Genomic DNA, 14,745 nt, shown 5'->3' on the forward strand with positions numbered 1-14,745 from the left:
ACGGAGGAGCAGCTTCTGCCTGCGTTGTTGGCACTATCCTTTGAGTGCGGGGGATGGGACAGCTAGGGGTCCCAGTTCCCCGAAGGTGGGCGGGTTCGCGCCGTGCCGGGAGCAGGTGATGGCGGCTGCCTGGTTCGCGTAGTCGGCCAGAAGGTGCAACTGATGCCAGTTAAGTCCGTAAAGGCGTTCCCGTTTGTCCGCCCCCAGTGCACCGATCTGGTGCAGCCCGGAGATCAGCCCGGCCATAAAAGAGTCCCCTGCCCCGACGGTATCTGCGACGGTGACAGCCTTTCCCGGCATGTCCACACAATAGCGGCCGCTGAGCATTACCGGCCCGACCGCGCCCCGTGTCACTGCCACGACAGCCGGTCCCAGGCTCAACCAGGCGTGCGCGGACTCCTCGGCCGTCCTGTCGGGGTAAAGCCAGGTGAGGTCTTCGTCGCTTGCTTTGACGATATCGCTGGCTTTCACGAATTCTTCGGCTTGTTCTCGTGCTTCAGCGCGGTTGGAGCTGATCGCCGGGCGGCAGTTCGGGTCATAGCTGGTGGTTGCCTGCTTTCGTGCTGCTTCCATCAGTCCCCGTACTGTCCTGCTGCCAGGCAGCAGCGCGGTTGCGATGGAGCCGGTGTGTACGTGCAGGGAATTCTGGACTGTTGCCAGCGCGGGGATTGACGCCCCGCTGAGCTCCCAGCTGATGGAGAAGGCGTATTCTGCTAGCCCGTTTGCGTCCAGAGTTGCAACTGCGGTTGAGGTGGGTGACGAGCCTCCAACAATGACCTCGACGTGGTTGTTTGTGAGGTGTTCGTCGATGAGTTGGCCGTAGCGATCCTCCGAATAGTGGGTGATGAAGGTTGCTCCGAGGCCGAGCCGCGCACAGCCGACCGCTACATTGAGGGGGCTTCCCCCCGGGTGAACAGCAGCGGCCTCTCTCGGCTGGTGCTCTTTGTGGATGATATCCACCAGGGCTTCGCCGATGACGGTGATGAGGCTATGGTCGGTCAACTGCTGATGGGCCTCCGCATTGGTTCGCGTGGTCATGGTTGCTTCCTTGCAGTCCAGTGTGCTTGTTGAGGTGAGCCGGCAGGGTTAGCGGCCGGGGTAGACGACGGCTTTGAGTTGGCCGGGCTGCTTGCCGGCGTTGAGCGCGTTCTCGGCTTCTGCCAGGGGGAACTTCCCCGTGACCAGGACGTCGAGGTTGACCTTTCCGTCGGCGAGGAGCTGGATCGCCAAGGGCCAGGTATTGGTGTAGCGGAAGACCCCGGAGAGCCAGATTTCCCGGTTCTGGATATAGGACACCGGGAGATCGACGTCGTCGGCTCCTAGCCCGACCAGGATCACCTTGCCGGCAGGGGCGACGGCTTTGATACCGGAACGGACGGCCTGGGGGGCGCCGGAGGCATCGATGAAGGCATCAACGTCCAGCCCCTCCACGGTGTCGGTGCGCACGTTGAGGGCGTGGGTTGCCCCGTTCTGCAGGGCAAAAGCGAGCCTGTCCTCGGCGATGTCGCTGACATAAATTTCCGTGGCACCGAAGGCACGGGCCGCTTGCGCGGCGATGATTCCGATGGGCCCTGCCCCGGCGATCAGGACGCGGCTACCGGGACGAACACCTGCGCGTTCGCAGGCCCACAGGCCCACGGAGAGCGGTTCGATGAGGGCGGCCGCCTCGTCACTGACGTTGTCGGGGATGTCGAAGGCGAAGTCCGACTGGATGGTGACGTACTCAGTGAAGGCACCGTCGACCGGCGGGGTGGCGTAGAACTCAATATCCGGGCAAAGGTTGTAGCGGCCGGCCTTGCACTGCTCGCACGTACGGCAGGGCCGCTGGGGTTCCACGGCGACGCGCTTGCCGATGCGTGCCGGGTCGACGTTGCTGCCGACGGCGGCGATCCTGCCGGAGAGCTCGTGGCCGAGGATGAGCGGGTGGTCGACGACGCAGTCGCCGATCCTTCCGTGCTCGTAGTAGTGGACGTCGCTGCCGCAGACGCCGACGGCAGCGACCTGGACCAAGACCTGGTCGGCATCGAGCTGGGGCAGGGGCAGGGTTTCCAGAACCATCTCACCCTGGCGTTTGAGAATTGATGCGCGCATATTGGCTGGCAGTTCGTGGATTGCCCGGGTGCTGGGCTGGGTGGCGTGTGCTGTCATTTGAGGTGTCCTTTTTATGGAAATCGGTAAAAGGGGTTACTTGACGGCGCCGAGCGAGAGGCCCTGGACGAGTTTGTCCTGCGCGGCGAACCCGGCGAACAGCACGGGCAGGGAGATGACGACGGCGGCCGCGCAGACCTTGGCGAGGAACAGGCCCTGGCTGGAGACGAAACCGGTCAGGAAGACCGGGGCGGTTCCCGCGACGACGCCGGTGAGTACCCGTGCCAGGAGGAGTTCGTTCCAGCTGAAGATGAAGCAGATCAGTGCGGTCGCGGCGATGCCGGGCATGGCCACCGGGGCGATGATCTTACGCAGGATCAGGAGCAAGCCCGCGCCGTCGATCTGGGCTGCTTCGAGCATTTCTTCGGGTACTTCGGCGAGGAAGGAGCGCATCATCCATACCGCGATGGGCAGGTTCATGGACGTGTACATCAGGATCAGAAACCAGATGTTGTCCAGTGCCCCGGCTGCTTTGGCGAACAGGTAGAGGGGCAGAATCGCGGCGACGACGGGCATCATTTTTGTCGACAGGAAGAAGAACATGACGTCCGTCCACTTATTAACCGGGCGAATGGACAGTGCGTACGCGGCCGGGATGGACAGTGCCAAGACCAGCAGGGTCGAGATGATCGAGGAAGTGGCGGAGTTGATCAGGGGCGGCCAGGGGCTGACGCCCGAGCTCGCACCAAAAAATTCCTTGTAGGCGTCCAGTGTCAGATTCGCTGCCATGGAGGGTGGGTTGGTTGCGGCGTCCGTCTCGGAATGGAACGAGGTCAGTATCATCCAGAGCACGGGCGTTGCGAAAAGCAGGGCGAGCAGCCACGCGGCGACGCCGGCGGCGGTGTTGTTCCGTGTCGGATCCATGCGGCTCTTGCCGCGGCGGCGGGGTGCGCTGTTCCATGCAGTCGGGCCCGGTGCTGTGCTTTGGGGTGCGGCAGGGCTGAGGGTGCTCATCGTGCTGCCTCCTTCTTGAAGAGCGAGAAAACGGTGCGGAGCGCAAAGGTCGCCACGATGATCGTGCCGATGACCACGACGACGCCTGCAGCTGATGCGAGGCCGTATTCGTTGGCGAAGTAGAAGGTCTGGTAGATCGCATACGGCAGGTTCGCCGTTCCCAGGCCGCCTGATGTAAGGGTGAAGACGGCGTCGAAGTTCTGCACGATGTAGATCGCGCCGAGCAGTCCGCCGAGCTCGAGGTACTGGCGCAGGTGCGGCAGCGTCAGGTCCCGGAAGATGACCCAGGGAGTGGCGCCGTCCATCTGGGCGGCCTCGATCGTGTCCATGGGCCGGGACTGCAGACCGGCCAGCAGGATCAGCATCATGAACGGTGTCCACTGCCAGACCAAGGAAAAGATCACTGCCATGAGCGGTGCCTGGGAAAGGAAGTCCGGCTGGGGCGGGTTGTTGCTGCCGAACAGGGACCAGATCCAGGTCAGGGTTCCGTTGATCAGGCCATAGGTCGGGTTCAGCAAAGCGTGTTTCCAGATAAGCGCGGCCGCCACGGGAACGACGAGGAAGGGTGCGATCAGCAGTGTGCGCGCCAGTCCCCGTCCGATGAACTTCTTGTCCAGCAGCAGTGCCAGGCCCAGGCCGATGAGGAGGCTGGCGAGGACCACGGAGACGGTGAGGACGATGGTGGTGACGATGGCCTGGCGGAGGTCGGCGTTGGTCAGGACCTGAACGTAGTTGTCGAATCCGGCGAATCCGGTCTGGTCCGGCCGGAGGCTGTTCCAGTTCATGAAGGAGATGATCAGGGTCACCGCGAAGGGAAGCTGGGTGACGACGATCAGGAAGATCAGGGCCGGCAGCAGCGGCGCACGCCGTGCCCAGGCCAGGGCACGTTCACGGGATTTGACGTTCTTGGAAGGTTTGGTTGCGCTGTGTCCCGGACGGACGATACGCGCTGTTGCGGTACTCATGGTGGTCTCCTGCGGTGCTGTGACCCGCCCGGCGACGGGTCACAGCAGCGTTCGTTTGGTGGTTACTTCTTGTACTTATCGCCGACTTTTTGGGCCGCGTCCTGGCCCTTGGCCAGTGCATCGGCGACAGTGCCCTGTCCGGCGATGGCCGAGCTGACACCTTGGGAGACCGTGGTGCCAAGGTCAGCGAACTCAGGGATACCCACGAACTGAATGCCCACGACGGGGCGTTCCTGGACACCGGGGTTCTTCGGGTCCGCGTTTTCGATGGCGGAGCGCTCGGCGGTGAAGAAAGGCGCGGCCTTCTGGAACTCGGCGTTCTCGTAAGTGGAAATACGCTTACCCGAGGGAACCTTGGCCCAACCCAGCTTCGAGGCGACGAGTTCCTCGTACTTCTTCGAACTGGCCCAGGCGATGAACTTTCCTGCCGCGTCCTGCTTCTTCGATGCGGCCTGGATGCCCCAGGACCAGGTCCACAGCCATCCGGAAGACTTTGTTTCCTTGACCGGGGCCTGGGCGTAGCCAATCTTGCCCTTCACGGGGGAAGAGTCCGCCTCAAGAGCGCCGGCGGCCGACGTGGCGTCGTACCACATGGCAACCTTGCTTTGACCCATGTTGTTCAGGCACTCTGTGAAGCCGGCCTGCGCGGCTCCTGCTTCACCATGCGCCCGGACCAGGTTGACGTAAAAGTCGGTGGCTGCCGTGAACTCGGGGGAGTTGACCTTAGCGTTCCAGTCCTTGTCGAACCACGTCCCGCCAAAGGTGTTCACCACGGTCGTCAGCGGCGCGAACACCTGGCCCCAACCCGGTTGGCCGCGCAGGCAGATGCCCTTCATGCCCGGCTGTGCGCCGTCAACCTTGGCAGCCAGGTCGGCGACCTGGTCCCATGTCGGTTTCTCCGGCATGGTGAGGCCCTTGGCATCGAAAACGTCCTTGCGGTACATCAGGAAGGAGGACTCACCGTAGAAGGGCTCGCCATACAGCTTGCCGTCTTTGCCGGTGAGAGAGGCGGTATAGGCCGGGAGGATGTCCTTCTGATTGAACTCCGGATCCTTTGCCACGTTATCAACCGGGGCCAGCCAGCCGTTCGCCGAGTAGAACGGAATCTCGTAGTTGGACAGTGACGCTACGTCATACTGGCCCGCCTGGCTCGAGAATTCCTGGCTGATCTTTGCCCGGACGTCATTTTCCGGAAGCACGGTGTAGTTGACCTTTATTCCGGTGTCTTTGGTGAAGTTATCTGCCGTGAGCTTCTGCAAATCTTCCATCTGCGGGTTGTTCACCATCAGCACGTTGATGCTGTTCTCGTCTCCCGCTGATGTGCCACCCCCGGCACCGGAGCAGGCTGAGGCAGAAAGAGCGATACAGAGGGCACCTGCGGCCATCGAGGCAGCGCGGAATTTAGGGCGCATTAAGGACTCCTTTGTTCTTCAAGGGGAGCAGGTCCGGTCAGCCGACTGCTGCGTCGGCTACCGGGACCGCTGGGAACGGGACGCCGGAACCGGCATACCCCGCTGATGTTCACCAACGATAGGGGCATGGGCTGGAGCACAACTAGCGTCGTAATTGAAGAATGCTGATACTTATTTGCATGGTCTCACCGCAGCGGGCCGGGAGTTTGGGAGCTGGGTGACACGCGCGTGTCCATTCTGCATGGACGTAGGAGGAGGAGGAACAACCGGTGAGTGCTGTCGACCCTGACGATGAAGCTGCTGCCAGGCTGGCGGAAAGGCTGATGGGGATGCGGGCCAACCGCGAGGTCATTCCACCCGACCCCAATCACTCCGTCCGCTGGCACCAGCATGACTATCCAAGCCCCGTCGCACGCTGGAATTACCACCCGGAGTACGAGATCCATCTCATCCGGAAGGGCAGCGGCCGATTCATCGTGGGGGACTACATCGGTACGTTCGACGCCGGCCATGTCTCAATAGTCGGGGCCGGTCTGCCGCACGACTGGGTAAGCGACCTCGAACCCGGGGAGGTCCTTGAAAAACGGGACGCCGTGATCCAGTTCGACGGAAAATGGGTTGAGCAAACTGCGGCGCTGGTCCCGGAGATTGCCGAGGTGAAGCGCCTTCTTGCTCAGTCGGCGCGCGGCATCGAGTTCCTTGGCCCCTCAGCGGAAGCAGCTGCCATGGCTATCGAAGCGATGGGATCGACCACAGGACTGGAACGATTCCGCCACCTGCTTGACCTATTCGTAGTTCTCACCCGTGCCCCGCAGGAAGAGCGCCGATATCTGGCGGAGGAATGGTTCAGGCCCCAGCTCGATGGCGAGGCGGCGGCCGTGGTGGACATCGCCCTCGAATACGTTTTCAACAACCACGCAGGAAATGTGCGGATGTCTGAGGCGGCAGCGCTGGTGGGCATGCCGGAGGGTACTTTTTCGAAGTCCTTCAAACGTGGTACCGGCCAGAACTTCAGCGATCTGGTCCGCAAGCTCCGGCTCGCTCACGCGCGCCGCCTGCTTGACCACAGCGACAAACCGATTTCCGACATCTGCTACGAGGTGGGGTTCAGCAACCTTTCAAACTTCAATCGTCGCTTCCTTCGGGACATCGGAATCACTCCCAGTGCCTACAGAGCTGCAGGCCAAAAGAGCCAAGGCTCTCGCGGCACTCCCTCGCAGGGTGCCAACAAGCTCGTCCTGGGCCGGCAGGAACCGCATGTGGGGCGCCGCGGCGAGCCACAAGGATGAGGAACCACCCAGTGTTGGAGAATACCCGGAACCGACGCCTAGTCAGATTCGCGATAGCACGCCAAGATGCGCTGTTGAACCTGAAGTTCCCTCCCCAAAATAATGATGTTGCAGAGTTTCATGGCAGCTGAAGCGTAAGCAACGGGGCCAGCTATCGCCACACCTACGGCGGCGAGAGCATAAAAAGTGCGCTCCTGCGGCTCGACCAGCAATCCACAGACATCGAGCGCAAGGCCGGCAGTGGTGACAATTGGCGCAAGCCGGAGAACCAGCCGGTAATGACGACGCCACATTTCCAGCTCTTGGCTCCAGTCGCCGAACAGGCTAGCGAGCGGGAGCCTTCCTGAGCGCAACGCAAATCTAAAGCACGGAAAATGCTCGTCAGTCAACGCCGTACGCACAGACAAGGACGGGGCGATCAGCAGGACAGTCCAGCCGCCGAGCATCAGAATTCCAAACGGGAGATTGTGGGCGTACGTCTCACCAGGAACGTCCTCCGCGAGCCAGCTCAACCACAGCGGAAGGATGAAGACCGCCTCAACCGCCAGGATCAAGAGTAGGAATTTGCAGCGCCTTTGCAGTTCTGAAACTTCGCGTTTTGAACCCTGAAGCCATAACACTCCCTAGCCACCCCTTAAAGAAAGGTTGATGTGTTGTTGGCGAACTTGTGATGCCGACCTGGCCGTTCGCCTCCAGAGCTGATCCGCTCCGTACCTTTAACCGTAAATTTGGTCGCGAACGCACTTCTAGCGCCCCAGAACACGATCACCGGTACTTATTTTCCTTGTTTGTACTTATATAGGCGCCACATCGCGCCTGGTCTGGCACAACGGGATCCCCCTCCTCAAGCGAGGGCCGCGGTACCGTGCGCCCCCATCCCACGCCCTTCCTCACGCCGAGACCATGATCGGAATAATCCACACATCCGATCGAATGACATCAAGAGCCCCGGGGGCGAGGGAGTTCGACGCCATCGGAGTTGGTATCGCGGTCATACGTGATGCGCCAGCGGTCCAGGAGGAGAAGCATTCGAAGCCCTCGCCATTCTTCGACCGACGCCAGACCGTATCCGGCGTCGGCCGCGGCGAGCAGCGCCGTCGCTACGACGAGCGCAAGAATCTGCTCATCCGCGAGAACGGGTTGTGTCTCGTGGTGATCGAGAAGTCCGCGTTCGTCATCAAATCGAAGCGGATCATGCGCGACCTTGGGAGAGACATCGCCGTTGTCCGTCAGCACCTCGACAACTACGCGAACAAGTCCTGAATCAGGTTCCACAAAACTTTCGCGGTGGTGCTTTTCGCTTCACGGGCCCTGCCTGAGCTCGAAGAACCACGGCGGGTGGAATGATGGTCGCTGTGGCCATCACCTTGACAGCGAGCCTCGAGCCAGGCGCAGAATTCCGCGCCGTGGAAGTTCTCCGGCACTACTTTGCGCCTCTTGGCGTGACACGCGGCGGATTCAGTGGCGGCCGCTGGGATACGTTCGACCCGAGTGGGATGCGTTCTGCCTCGACCAACACCTTCACGGCCGATGACCTGGTTGCCTGCTCCCTGCTGTCTGCGCCCATCGGCGGGGGAGCGGCCGTCGGCCTTCTCCAGGGCAGACGCCGCGAGTTTGAGGTGCTCTTGGAGCACATCGGCCCGGATCGCGACTTCATCACTCTGGATACGACGGAAGGGCCCGAGTTCGCGCCGGTCCGAGACCTGTATACGGCGCTGCTTTCGTTGCCTCAGATCGGTCAGACGCGTGCGACAAAGCTCCTGGCCCGCAAGCGGCCACGTCTGGTTCCCATCATCGACCAGGTGATCCTCGCGGCCGTCTTCAACGGAGCATCCCGGCAGTGGCAGCCACTTCACGAGGAGTTCCGCGCCGAAAACAATGCGCTCTGGAATCGACTTATCCGCCTGCGCGAGGACGCCGGGCTCGGGGTCGAGGTGCCCATCCTGCGCGTGTTCGATGTCCTCGCCTGGATGGACGGAAGCGGAAACTCCGAGCGAGCCCTCGGAAACGGTGTGATCGTCGACCCCTTCGACCCAACGGTGTAGCTCCGGATATGGGCAATCGCGGCGGCTGAGCAGGTCCTTGAGTCCGAGTCGACGCTGTCAGGGTGCAGACCGGAACAAGGGGCACGGCACTGGGAGGAGTGCCCACGCGCGGTTTTAGGTTCCGGGAGCCGCGTCGTTCGTGGGCCGAGGGTGGGCTTCATGCGGTCTGCGACCGACCTGGACGGCTGCAGTGTGCCGGGCAAGCAATGATCGGCCCGGAATTGTCAGCCCTGGTAAGTAGGCTTGAATCATGAGTTCAAGTGAGGCGGAGCGGATCGCCAGCACAGCGTTCTTCGAGCAAGTCAATGCTGGCAGCATTCTGGCCGGTCTGTATCAGTCGCCCATCGTTGACATGAGCGCTTTGATGCCGGACCTCAGCAAGATGTTCCCTGACTACGGCAAGATGGCGATTGAACCACTCATGACGACACTTCAAAACAGCATCGTGCCAGCAATGGAGATGGCCTACCCCGTGAACCGTCTGGCCGAATTCCATAAGTTGCTGATCGACTCCTCTGGCATCAACAGCGTTAGTAAGATGCTCGTTGAATCCCACAACCTGATGCTCAAGGATTTGATTCCTTCTTTCAATGCCCTGGGTGACTGGGCAAAGGAGAACCAGTTCCAGACCACACTCCTGACCATGGCGAAGCAAACAGCCTTTACCCTGGATAACCCGGCATTTTCAGGGCTCCTCGCAACTGCCTCCACCTTCAGGGAACGACTGGACGAGCAGCAACTCCAGGGTCTGACCGACGAATTCTTCGAAACCCATCCCGACCTTGCAGCGTCCATCGAGCAGTCACCAGCAGTTCGAACTCTCTCGCTGGCAGATCGGCGCGTCATCGTGTGGACCGTCGGACTCATCGTGATGCTCTACGTCAGTAACACCCTTCTGCATCTTGGAACCGACTGCCCCGAGCTCAAGGCGATAGTTGATGCCCTCGGCCTGGATGCTGGCGGTGGGCTCCCCGCTGGGTATGCAGCAGCCAAACTGACAGGCAAGGCTCTGGAAAAGCTGCCAGAGGCGGACGAAGAATAGGTGCAAATCCAGGTTTCCGCACGCTGTGCGATTTTTCGTGCCCAGCCCCGGCGACGTTTTACCGCCCTTGAGTGCCTTCAACACATTGCAACCACCACCAACGTGGGCGCCATCTTCCGGTCCGCCGCCGCCCTGGAGATCGACGCCGTCCTGGTTTCCCCCCGCTGCGGAGACCCCCTGTACCGCCGGAGTGTCCGCGTGAGCATGGGCACCGTCTTCCAGGTGCCGTGGGCCCGGCTCACCGACTGGCCGCAGGACCTGCACTTACTCAAGGCGCATGGCTTCACTGTGGCCGCCTTGGAGCTGACCGATGATGCGCAGGATGTGGACAAGGTCGCGGCGCGGAACCCGGAGAAACTGGCCCTGGTGCTCGGCACCGAAGGCGCAGGCATGAGCGCAGAGACGCTTGCCGCCGTCGACCTCGCCGTCAAAATCCCCATGCGCAACGGGGTTGACTCCCTCAACGTGGCCGCCGCGTCAGCTGTGGCGTTCTGGGAACTGCGCCCCCGCGACGAGGTCCCCGAGCCAAAGTTCAACCAGGCCTAGCCGCTGTTCGCTGGCAGCTTCCTTATCCGCTATGATTGATAGCTGGCCGTCCCGGGTCTTTCGGCGCGGAACCCGGCCATCCCATTCATACCTGACAGCTGGCAAAATCCAGTTGTGTGAACAAAGGTCCCATTATGAAGTCTGATATCCACCCGAAGTACGAAGCTGTTGTTTTCAACGACCTGGCTTCCGGCGTCAAGTTCCTGACCAAGTCCACCGTGTCTTCCTCAAAGACCATCGAGTGGGAAGACGGCAACACCTACCCGGTTATCGACGTCGAAATCTCCTCCGAGTCCCACCCGTTCTACACGGGCAAGCAGCGCATCATGGACTCCGCCGGCCGCGTCGAGCGCTTCAACGCTCGCTTCAAGGGCTTCGGCGGCAAGAAGTAATCCACCTCGCCCCAAAGCTTCACAGGGAAGCCCGCACCAGCAACGGTGCGGGCTTTTCGCGTTAACGGCCGCGCGTCTGCTGTGCGCCCGGCTTGGCGCCGGACGGGTTTCTGGGCAGGATGGAAGCCATGACTCCCACGCCAGCACCAGCAGCCGATTCCGCGTCCCGCCGGCATGGTGAGTACAAAGTCCCGGGCGGCAAGCTGGTGGTGGTGGACCTGGACGTCGCGGACGGCCGGCTGGCCAACGTCTCCCTCAGCGGGGACTTTTTCCTCGAGCCGGACGAGGCACTGCTGGACATCAACCGCGGGCTCACTGGACTGCCGGAGGGCACGACGGCGTCCGAGCTTGCCGCCGTCGTCCTGGCTTCGCTGCCTCCCGACGCCGCCCTGTTCGGCTTCTCTGCCGACGCGGTGGCCATCGCAGTCCGGCGCGCCCTGGCCAAGGCCACGTCCTGGGCGGACCACCACTGGAACCTCATCGCGCCCACCGTCCTGCCCACCGAAATCAATGTGGCCCTGGATGAGGTGCTTACCGAGGAGGTGGGCGCCGGCCGCCGCAACCCCACCCTCCGGTTCTGGGACTGGCAGGAGCCATCCACCGTCATTGGCAGCTTCCAGTCCTACCGCAACGAGATCGACCCCGATGGCGTGGCGAAGCACGGCATCAAGGTTGTCCGCCGGATCAGCGGCGGCGGAGCGATGTTCATGGAGGCGGGCAACTGCATCACGTACTCCCTGTACCTGCCGCAGACCCTGGTGGATGGCCTGAGCTTCGCCGATTCCTACCCCTTCCTCGACGCGTGGGTGATGGCCGCGCTGGAGAAACTGGGCATCACGGCGTTCTACGTGCCGCTGAACGATATCGCCACCGAGCAGGGCAAAATCGGCGGGGCTGCCCAGAAACGCCTGGCCAACGGGGGAATGCTGCACCACGTCACCATGAGCTACGACATCGACGCAGACAAGATGGTGGAAGTGCTCCGCATCGGCAAGGAAAAGCTCTCGGACAAGGGAACACGCAGCGCCAAGAAAAGGGTGGATCCGCTCCGCCGCCAGACCGGCTTGGCCCGCACCGACATCATCTCCGCCATGATGGAAGTCTTCGCCGAGCGGTATGCCGCCACGCCATCCGAACTGACAGACGCTGAACTGGCCATGGCCCGCGAGCGCGTGGACTCGAAGTTCGGCACGGACGGGTGGCTGCACCGGGTTCCCTGAGTCCCATCCCGTACGTACGTGCGCACTGACCCCCGGTTTCGCTGAGCACGGACTGCCCCTGCGCGCTGGGCCTGGACCTCACCGCGCAGCGCCGTACATGGGGCTGTTACCGCGCGGACTGCGCCGTGAGTGCCCGCAGCAAGTGGCTGCGCTGCTCGATGATGATCCTGCGCAGCGCCGGGGGAGCGTCGGCGTTGGATTCCAGCCACTTGTCGGTCCGCCGCACCACCGGATGACGGGCCGGCTCCGCGCCTTCTGCAAGGTCCTGCGCCAAAGGATACAGGCCCCGGACGATCCGGCCCGCGATCTCGATGCTCCGCCCTTCCCAGACGCTGCGCAGGCAGTCGAAGTACGGCTCCAGATATAGTGCCAGCAGGTCCGGCGGGGAGGTCATGAACCCGCTGATGGTGGCAGTGAGCAGCTGGTTGGACAGTTCATTTCCATGGACCGCCGCGTTCCATGCGGCTGCCTTGACGTCCGGGTCCGGGCGGGCAGCGAGCGCTGTGGCGTGCCCGGCCCGTCCCGAGGCTGTGGTGTCGCGGGCCAGCTCGGCGTCCAGCTCCGCAACCGTTGCCCGGCCGTTCGCCGCCAGGGCATGCCACAGGTGCCAGCGCAGCTCAGGGTCCACCGCCAGGCCTTCCACCGGCGCGGCCCCGTCCAAGAGTCCTTTGAGCCGGGGCAGCATGGCGTCGTCCTGCCTGCTGAGTGTCGCCAGGGTCCGTGCCCAGGCCAGCTGTTGATCGGAGCCCGGCTGTGCCCGGTCCAGTTCAGCGGCTGCGGTGGCCAGGAAGGAAGCGCGGACGGCTGCTCGTTCCTGGACCGTGGTGTAGCGTTCGACGGCGGTGCTTGCGTTGTCGAGGATGTTCAGCAGCACTCCGATTCCGGTTTCAGCCGGACCGAACGCGGCCACTGCCTCCACATAGCGGGACGCCGGGCTCTCGCCATCGCGCGCCGAGTTCCATAATGCCGTCCAGCAGAGGGCTCGGGCCATTGGGTCTGCGATCCGGTCCAGGGAGGCCCGCACTGCTGCTTCGGATGCCGGGTCCAGCCGGACCTTGGCGTAGGTGAGGTCGTCGTCGTTGACGAGCAGGAACGCGGGGCGGGGCCGGCCGGCGAGCTGGGGGAGTTCCGTCCGTGCACCGGCCACGTCTGTTTCGAAACTTCCGGTCCGCACCAGGGCGTTGTCGGCGTCCAAGTCGTAGGAGCCTACCCGCAGCCGGTGCGGCCGGAGCTCCTGCCGTCCCGTCACGGGATCCGTGGCCTCCTGGACGATGACTACCCGGCCCAGGGTGCCGGCGTCGTCCGCAGCCTCGAAGTCCAGCGACAGGGTGGAAATTCCCGAGGTCTGCAGCCAGTGCTGCGCCCAGCCGGCCAGGTCCCGCCCGGAGGCGGCACGGAGCGCCGCCAGCAGGTCGGCCAGGGAGGTGTTGCCGTAGGCGTGCTGGCGGAAGTACTCGCGGGAGCCGGCAATGAAGGCCTCGAAGCCCACGTAGGCCACCAGCTGTTTGAGTACGGACGCGCCCTTGGCGTAGGTGATGCCGTCGAAGTTCTGCTTGGCTGCCTCGAGGTCCGGGATGTCCGCCACAATCGGGTGGGTGGTGGGCAGCTGGTCCTGCACATAGGCCCACGCCTTGCGTTTGTTGGCGAAGTTGACCCAGGCGGTGTCCCAGTCCGTAGCCCGGTCCACGCCCAGCGTGCCCATGTAGTCCGCGAAGGATTCCTTGAGCCACAGGTCGTCCCACCACTGCATGGTCACCAGGTCGCCGAACCACATGTGCGCCATCTCGTGCATCAGCGTATTGGCCCGCGCCTGGTACTGGGCATCGGTGGCGCGGGAGGTGAAGACGTAGCTTTCGGTGAAGGTGACCAGCCCGGGGTTTTCCATGGCGCCGAGGTTGTATTCGGGCACAAACGCCTGGGCGTACTTGCCCCACGGGTACGGGTAGGCGAAGAGCCGGTTGAAGAAGTCCAGCCCCTGCTTGGTCAGCCGGAAGAGCTCGCCGGTGTCGAAGGAATCTGCCATGGAGGCCCGGCAATACAGGGCGAGCGGGACGTCCAGGCCTGTTCCGTCCTCGAGCGTTGCCTGCCAGCGGTCCTCCGCCTTGAAGTAGGGCCCGGCAAGGACGGTGGTGATGTAGGTGGACATCGGCTCGGTGGCGGCGAAGTCCCAGCGGGCCGTGGCGGGATCGCTGGTGAGCAGCGTGCGGTTGACCTCCGCTCCGTTGGAGTCCACCTGCCAGTGAGCCGGCGCCATCACGTGGAAGGTGTAAGCGGCCTTCAGGTCGGGTTGTTCGAAGTTGGCGAAGACCCGGCGTGCGTCCGCCGGCTCGTACTGGGTGTAGAGGTAGCACTGCCCGTCCGCAGGGTCCACGAAGCGGTGCATTCCCTCGCCGGAGCGGCTGTAGAGGGCTGTTCCGGTGACGGTCACCTGGTTCTCCGCCTGAAGGTTGTCCAGCCGGATCCTGGCCCCGTCCACCACGTCCTGCACCCGAAGTCCCTTGCCGTTCAGGAACACGCTGTGCACGCCGCTGCCGATGAAGTCCAGGAAGGTCGAGGCTCCGGGTTGCGCGGTGAAGTCAATGACGCTGCGGGTGGGGTAGCCTGCCACTTCCGGATCCGCTGCCTGCCGCAGGTCCAGTGAAACGTCGTAACTGGTGGTGCTGATCAGGGTTGACCGGGCGGCGGCCTCATCGCGCTGCAGATTTTCATGTGGCACCCAGCTATCTAATCAC

At 63.1% G+C, this 14,745-nt stretch carries 13 protein-coding genes and 1 pseudogene; 7 read left to right on the plus strand and 7 right to left on the minus strand.

What is annotated here, in order from left to right:
• Positions 1-33 precede the first annotated feature (33 nt).
• From AC5RVY_RS10300 to AC5RVY_RS10320, 5 genes are all read right to left on the minus strand, one after another.
• Positions 34-1,038, minus strand: coding sequence for a carbohydrate kinase family protein (locus AC5RVY_RS10300; protein ID WP_493954604.1), 1,005 nt, complete (start codon positions 1,036-1,038; stop codon positions 34-36).
• Positions 1,039-1,086: 48 nt separating this feature from the next.
• Entirely contained in the window at positions 1,087-2,148 is a 1,062-nt protein-coding gene (locus AC5RVY_RS10305) for an NAD(P)-dependent alcohol dehydrogenase (RefSeq protein ID WP_493954605.1), read from the minus strand.
• Positions 2,149-2,184: 36 nt separating this feature from the next.
• On the minus strand, positions 2,185-3,102 hold the full coding sequence (locus AC5RVY_RS10310) for a carbohydrate ABC transporter permease (protein ID WP_493954606.1): 918 nt from the start codon (positions 3,100-3,102) through the stop codon (positions 2,185-2,187).
• Entirely contained in the window at positions 3,099-4,067 is a 969-nt protein-coding gene (locus AC5RVY_RS10315) for a carbohydrate ABC transporter permease (protein WP_493954607.1), read from the minus strand. The genes AC5RVY_RS10310 and AC5RVY_RS10315 overlap by 4 nt, the downstream gene beginning before the upstream one ends.
• Positions 4,068-4,129: 62 nt before the next feature.
• Positions 4,130-5,479 carry an ABC transporter substrate-binding protein gene (locus tag AC5RVY_RS10320; protein WP_493954608.1) on the minus strand — a complete coding sequence of 450 codons (1,350 nt, stop codon included), beginning with the start codon at positions 5,477-5,479 and terminating at the stop codon, positions 4,130-4,132.
• Between the two features lie 269 nt (positions 5,480-5,748).
• Between AC5RVY_RS10320 and AC5RVY_RS10325 the strand changes: the two genes are divergently transcribed.
• Positions 5,749-6,768, plus strand: coding sequence for an AraC family transcriptional regulator (locus tag AC5RVY_RS10325; protein ID WP_493954609.1), 1,020 nt, complete (start codon positions 5,749-5,751; stop codon positions 6,766-6,768).
• 38 nt (positions 6,769-6,806) lie between these two features.
• Here the strand turns inward: AC5RVY_RS10325 and AC5RVY_RS10330 are convergent, their stop codons facing one another.
• A complete protein-coding gene (locus tag AC5RVY_RS10330) occupies positions 6,807-7,388 on the minus strand; it encodes a hypothetical protein (protein WP_493954610.1) in 582 nt (193 codons plus the stop codon).
• 283 nt (positions 7,389-7,671) lie between these two features.
• On the opposite strand from AC5RVY_RS10330, the gene AC5RVY_RS10335 reads away from it, so the two are divergent.
• From AC5RVY_RS10335 to lplAB, 6 genes and pseudogenes are all read left to right on the plus strand, one after another.
• Positions 7,672-8,031, plus strand: a complete 360-nt coding sequence (locus AC5RVY_RS10335) for a hypothetical protein (RefSeq protein WP_493954611.1) — start codon at positions 7,672-7,674, stop codon at positions 8,029-8,031.
• 92 nt (positions 8,032-8,123) lie between these two features.
• A complete protein-coding gene (locus AC5RVY_RS10340; protein WP_493954612.1) occupies positions 8,124-8,813 on the plus strand; it encodes a DUF6308 family protein in 690 nt (229 codons plus the stop codon).
• 250 nt (positions 8,814-9,063) lie between these two features.
• Entirely contained in the window at positions 9,064-9,855 is a 792-nt protein-coding gene (locus AC5RVY_RS10345; protein WP_493954613.1) for a hypothetical protein, read from the plus strand.
• 75 nt (positions 9,856-9,930) lie between these two features.
• A pseudogene (locus AC5RVY_RS10350) lies at positions 9,931-10,401 on the plus strand (TrmH family RNA methyltransferase); the annotation flags it as partial.
• 134 nt (positions 10,402-10,535) lie between these two features.
• The gene (locus AC5RVY_RS10355) at positions 10,536-10,793 is read left to right on the plus strand and encodes a type B 50S ribosomal protein L31 (RefSeq protein WP_009358283.1); all 258 of its coding nucleotides are present in this window, start codon (positions 10,536-10,538) and stop codon (positions 10,791-10,793) included.
• A gap of 128 nt (positions 10,794-10,921) precedes the next feature.
• A complete protein-coding gene (gene lplAB / locus AC5RVY_RS10360; RefSeq protein ID WP_493954614.1) occupies positions 10,922-12,013 on the plus strand; it encodes a lipoate-protein ligase LplAB in 1,092 nt (363 codons plus the stop codon).
• A gap of 106 nt (positions 12,014-12,119) precedes the next feature.
• Here the strand turns inward: lplAB and pepN are convergent, their stop codons facing one another.
• Complete coding sequence (gene pepN / locus AC5RVY_RS10365) at positions 12,120-14,729, minus strand: aminopeptidase N (RefSeq protein WP_493954615.1); 2,610 nt, start codon at positions 14,727-14,729, stop codon at positions 12,120-12,122.
• Positions 14,730-14,745 lie beyond the last annotated feature (16 nt).

This window comes from Arthrobacter sp. Ha26, assembly GCF_059091705.1.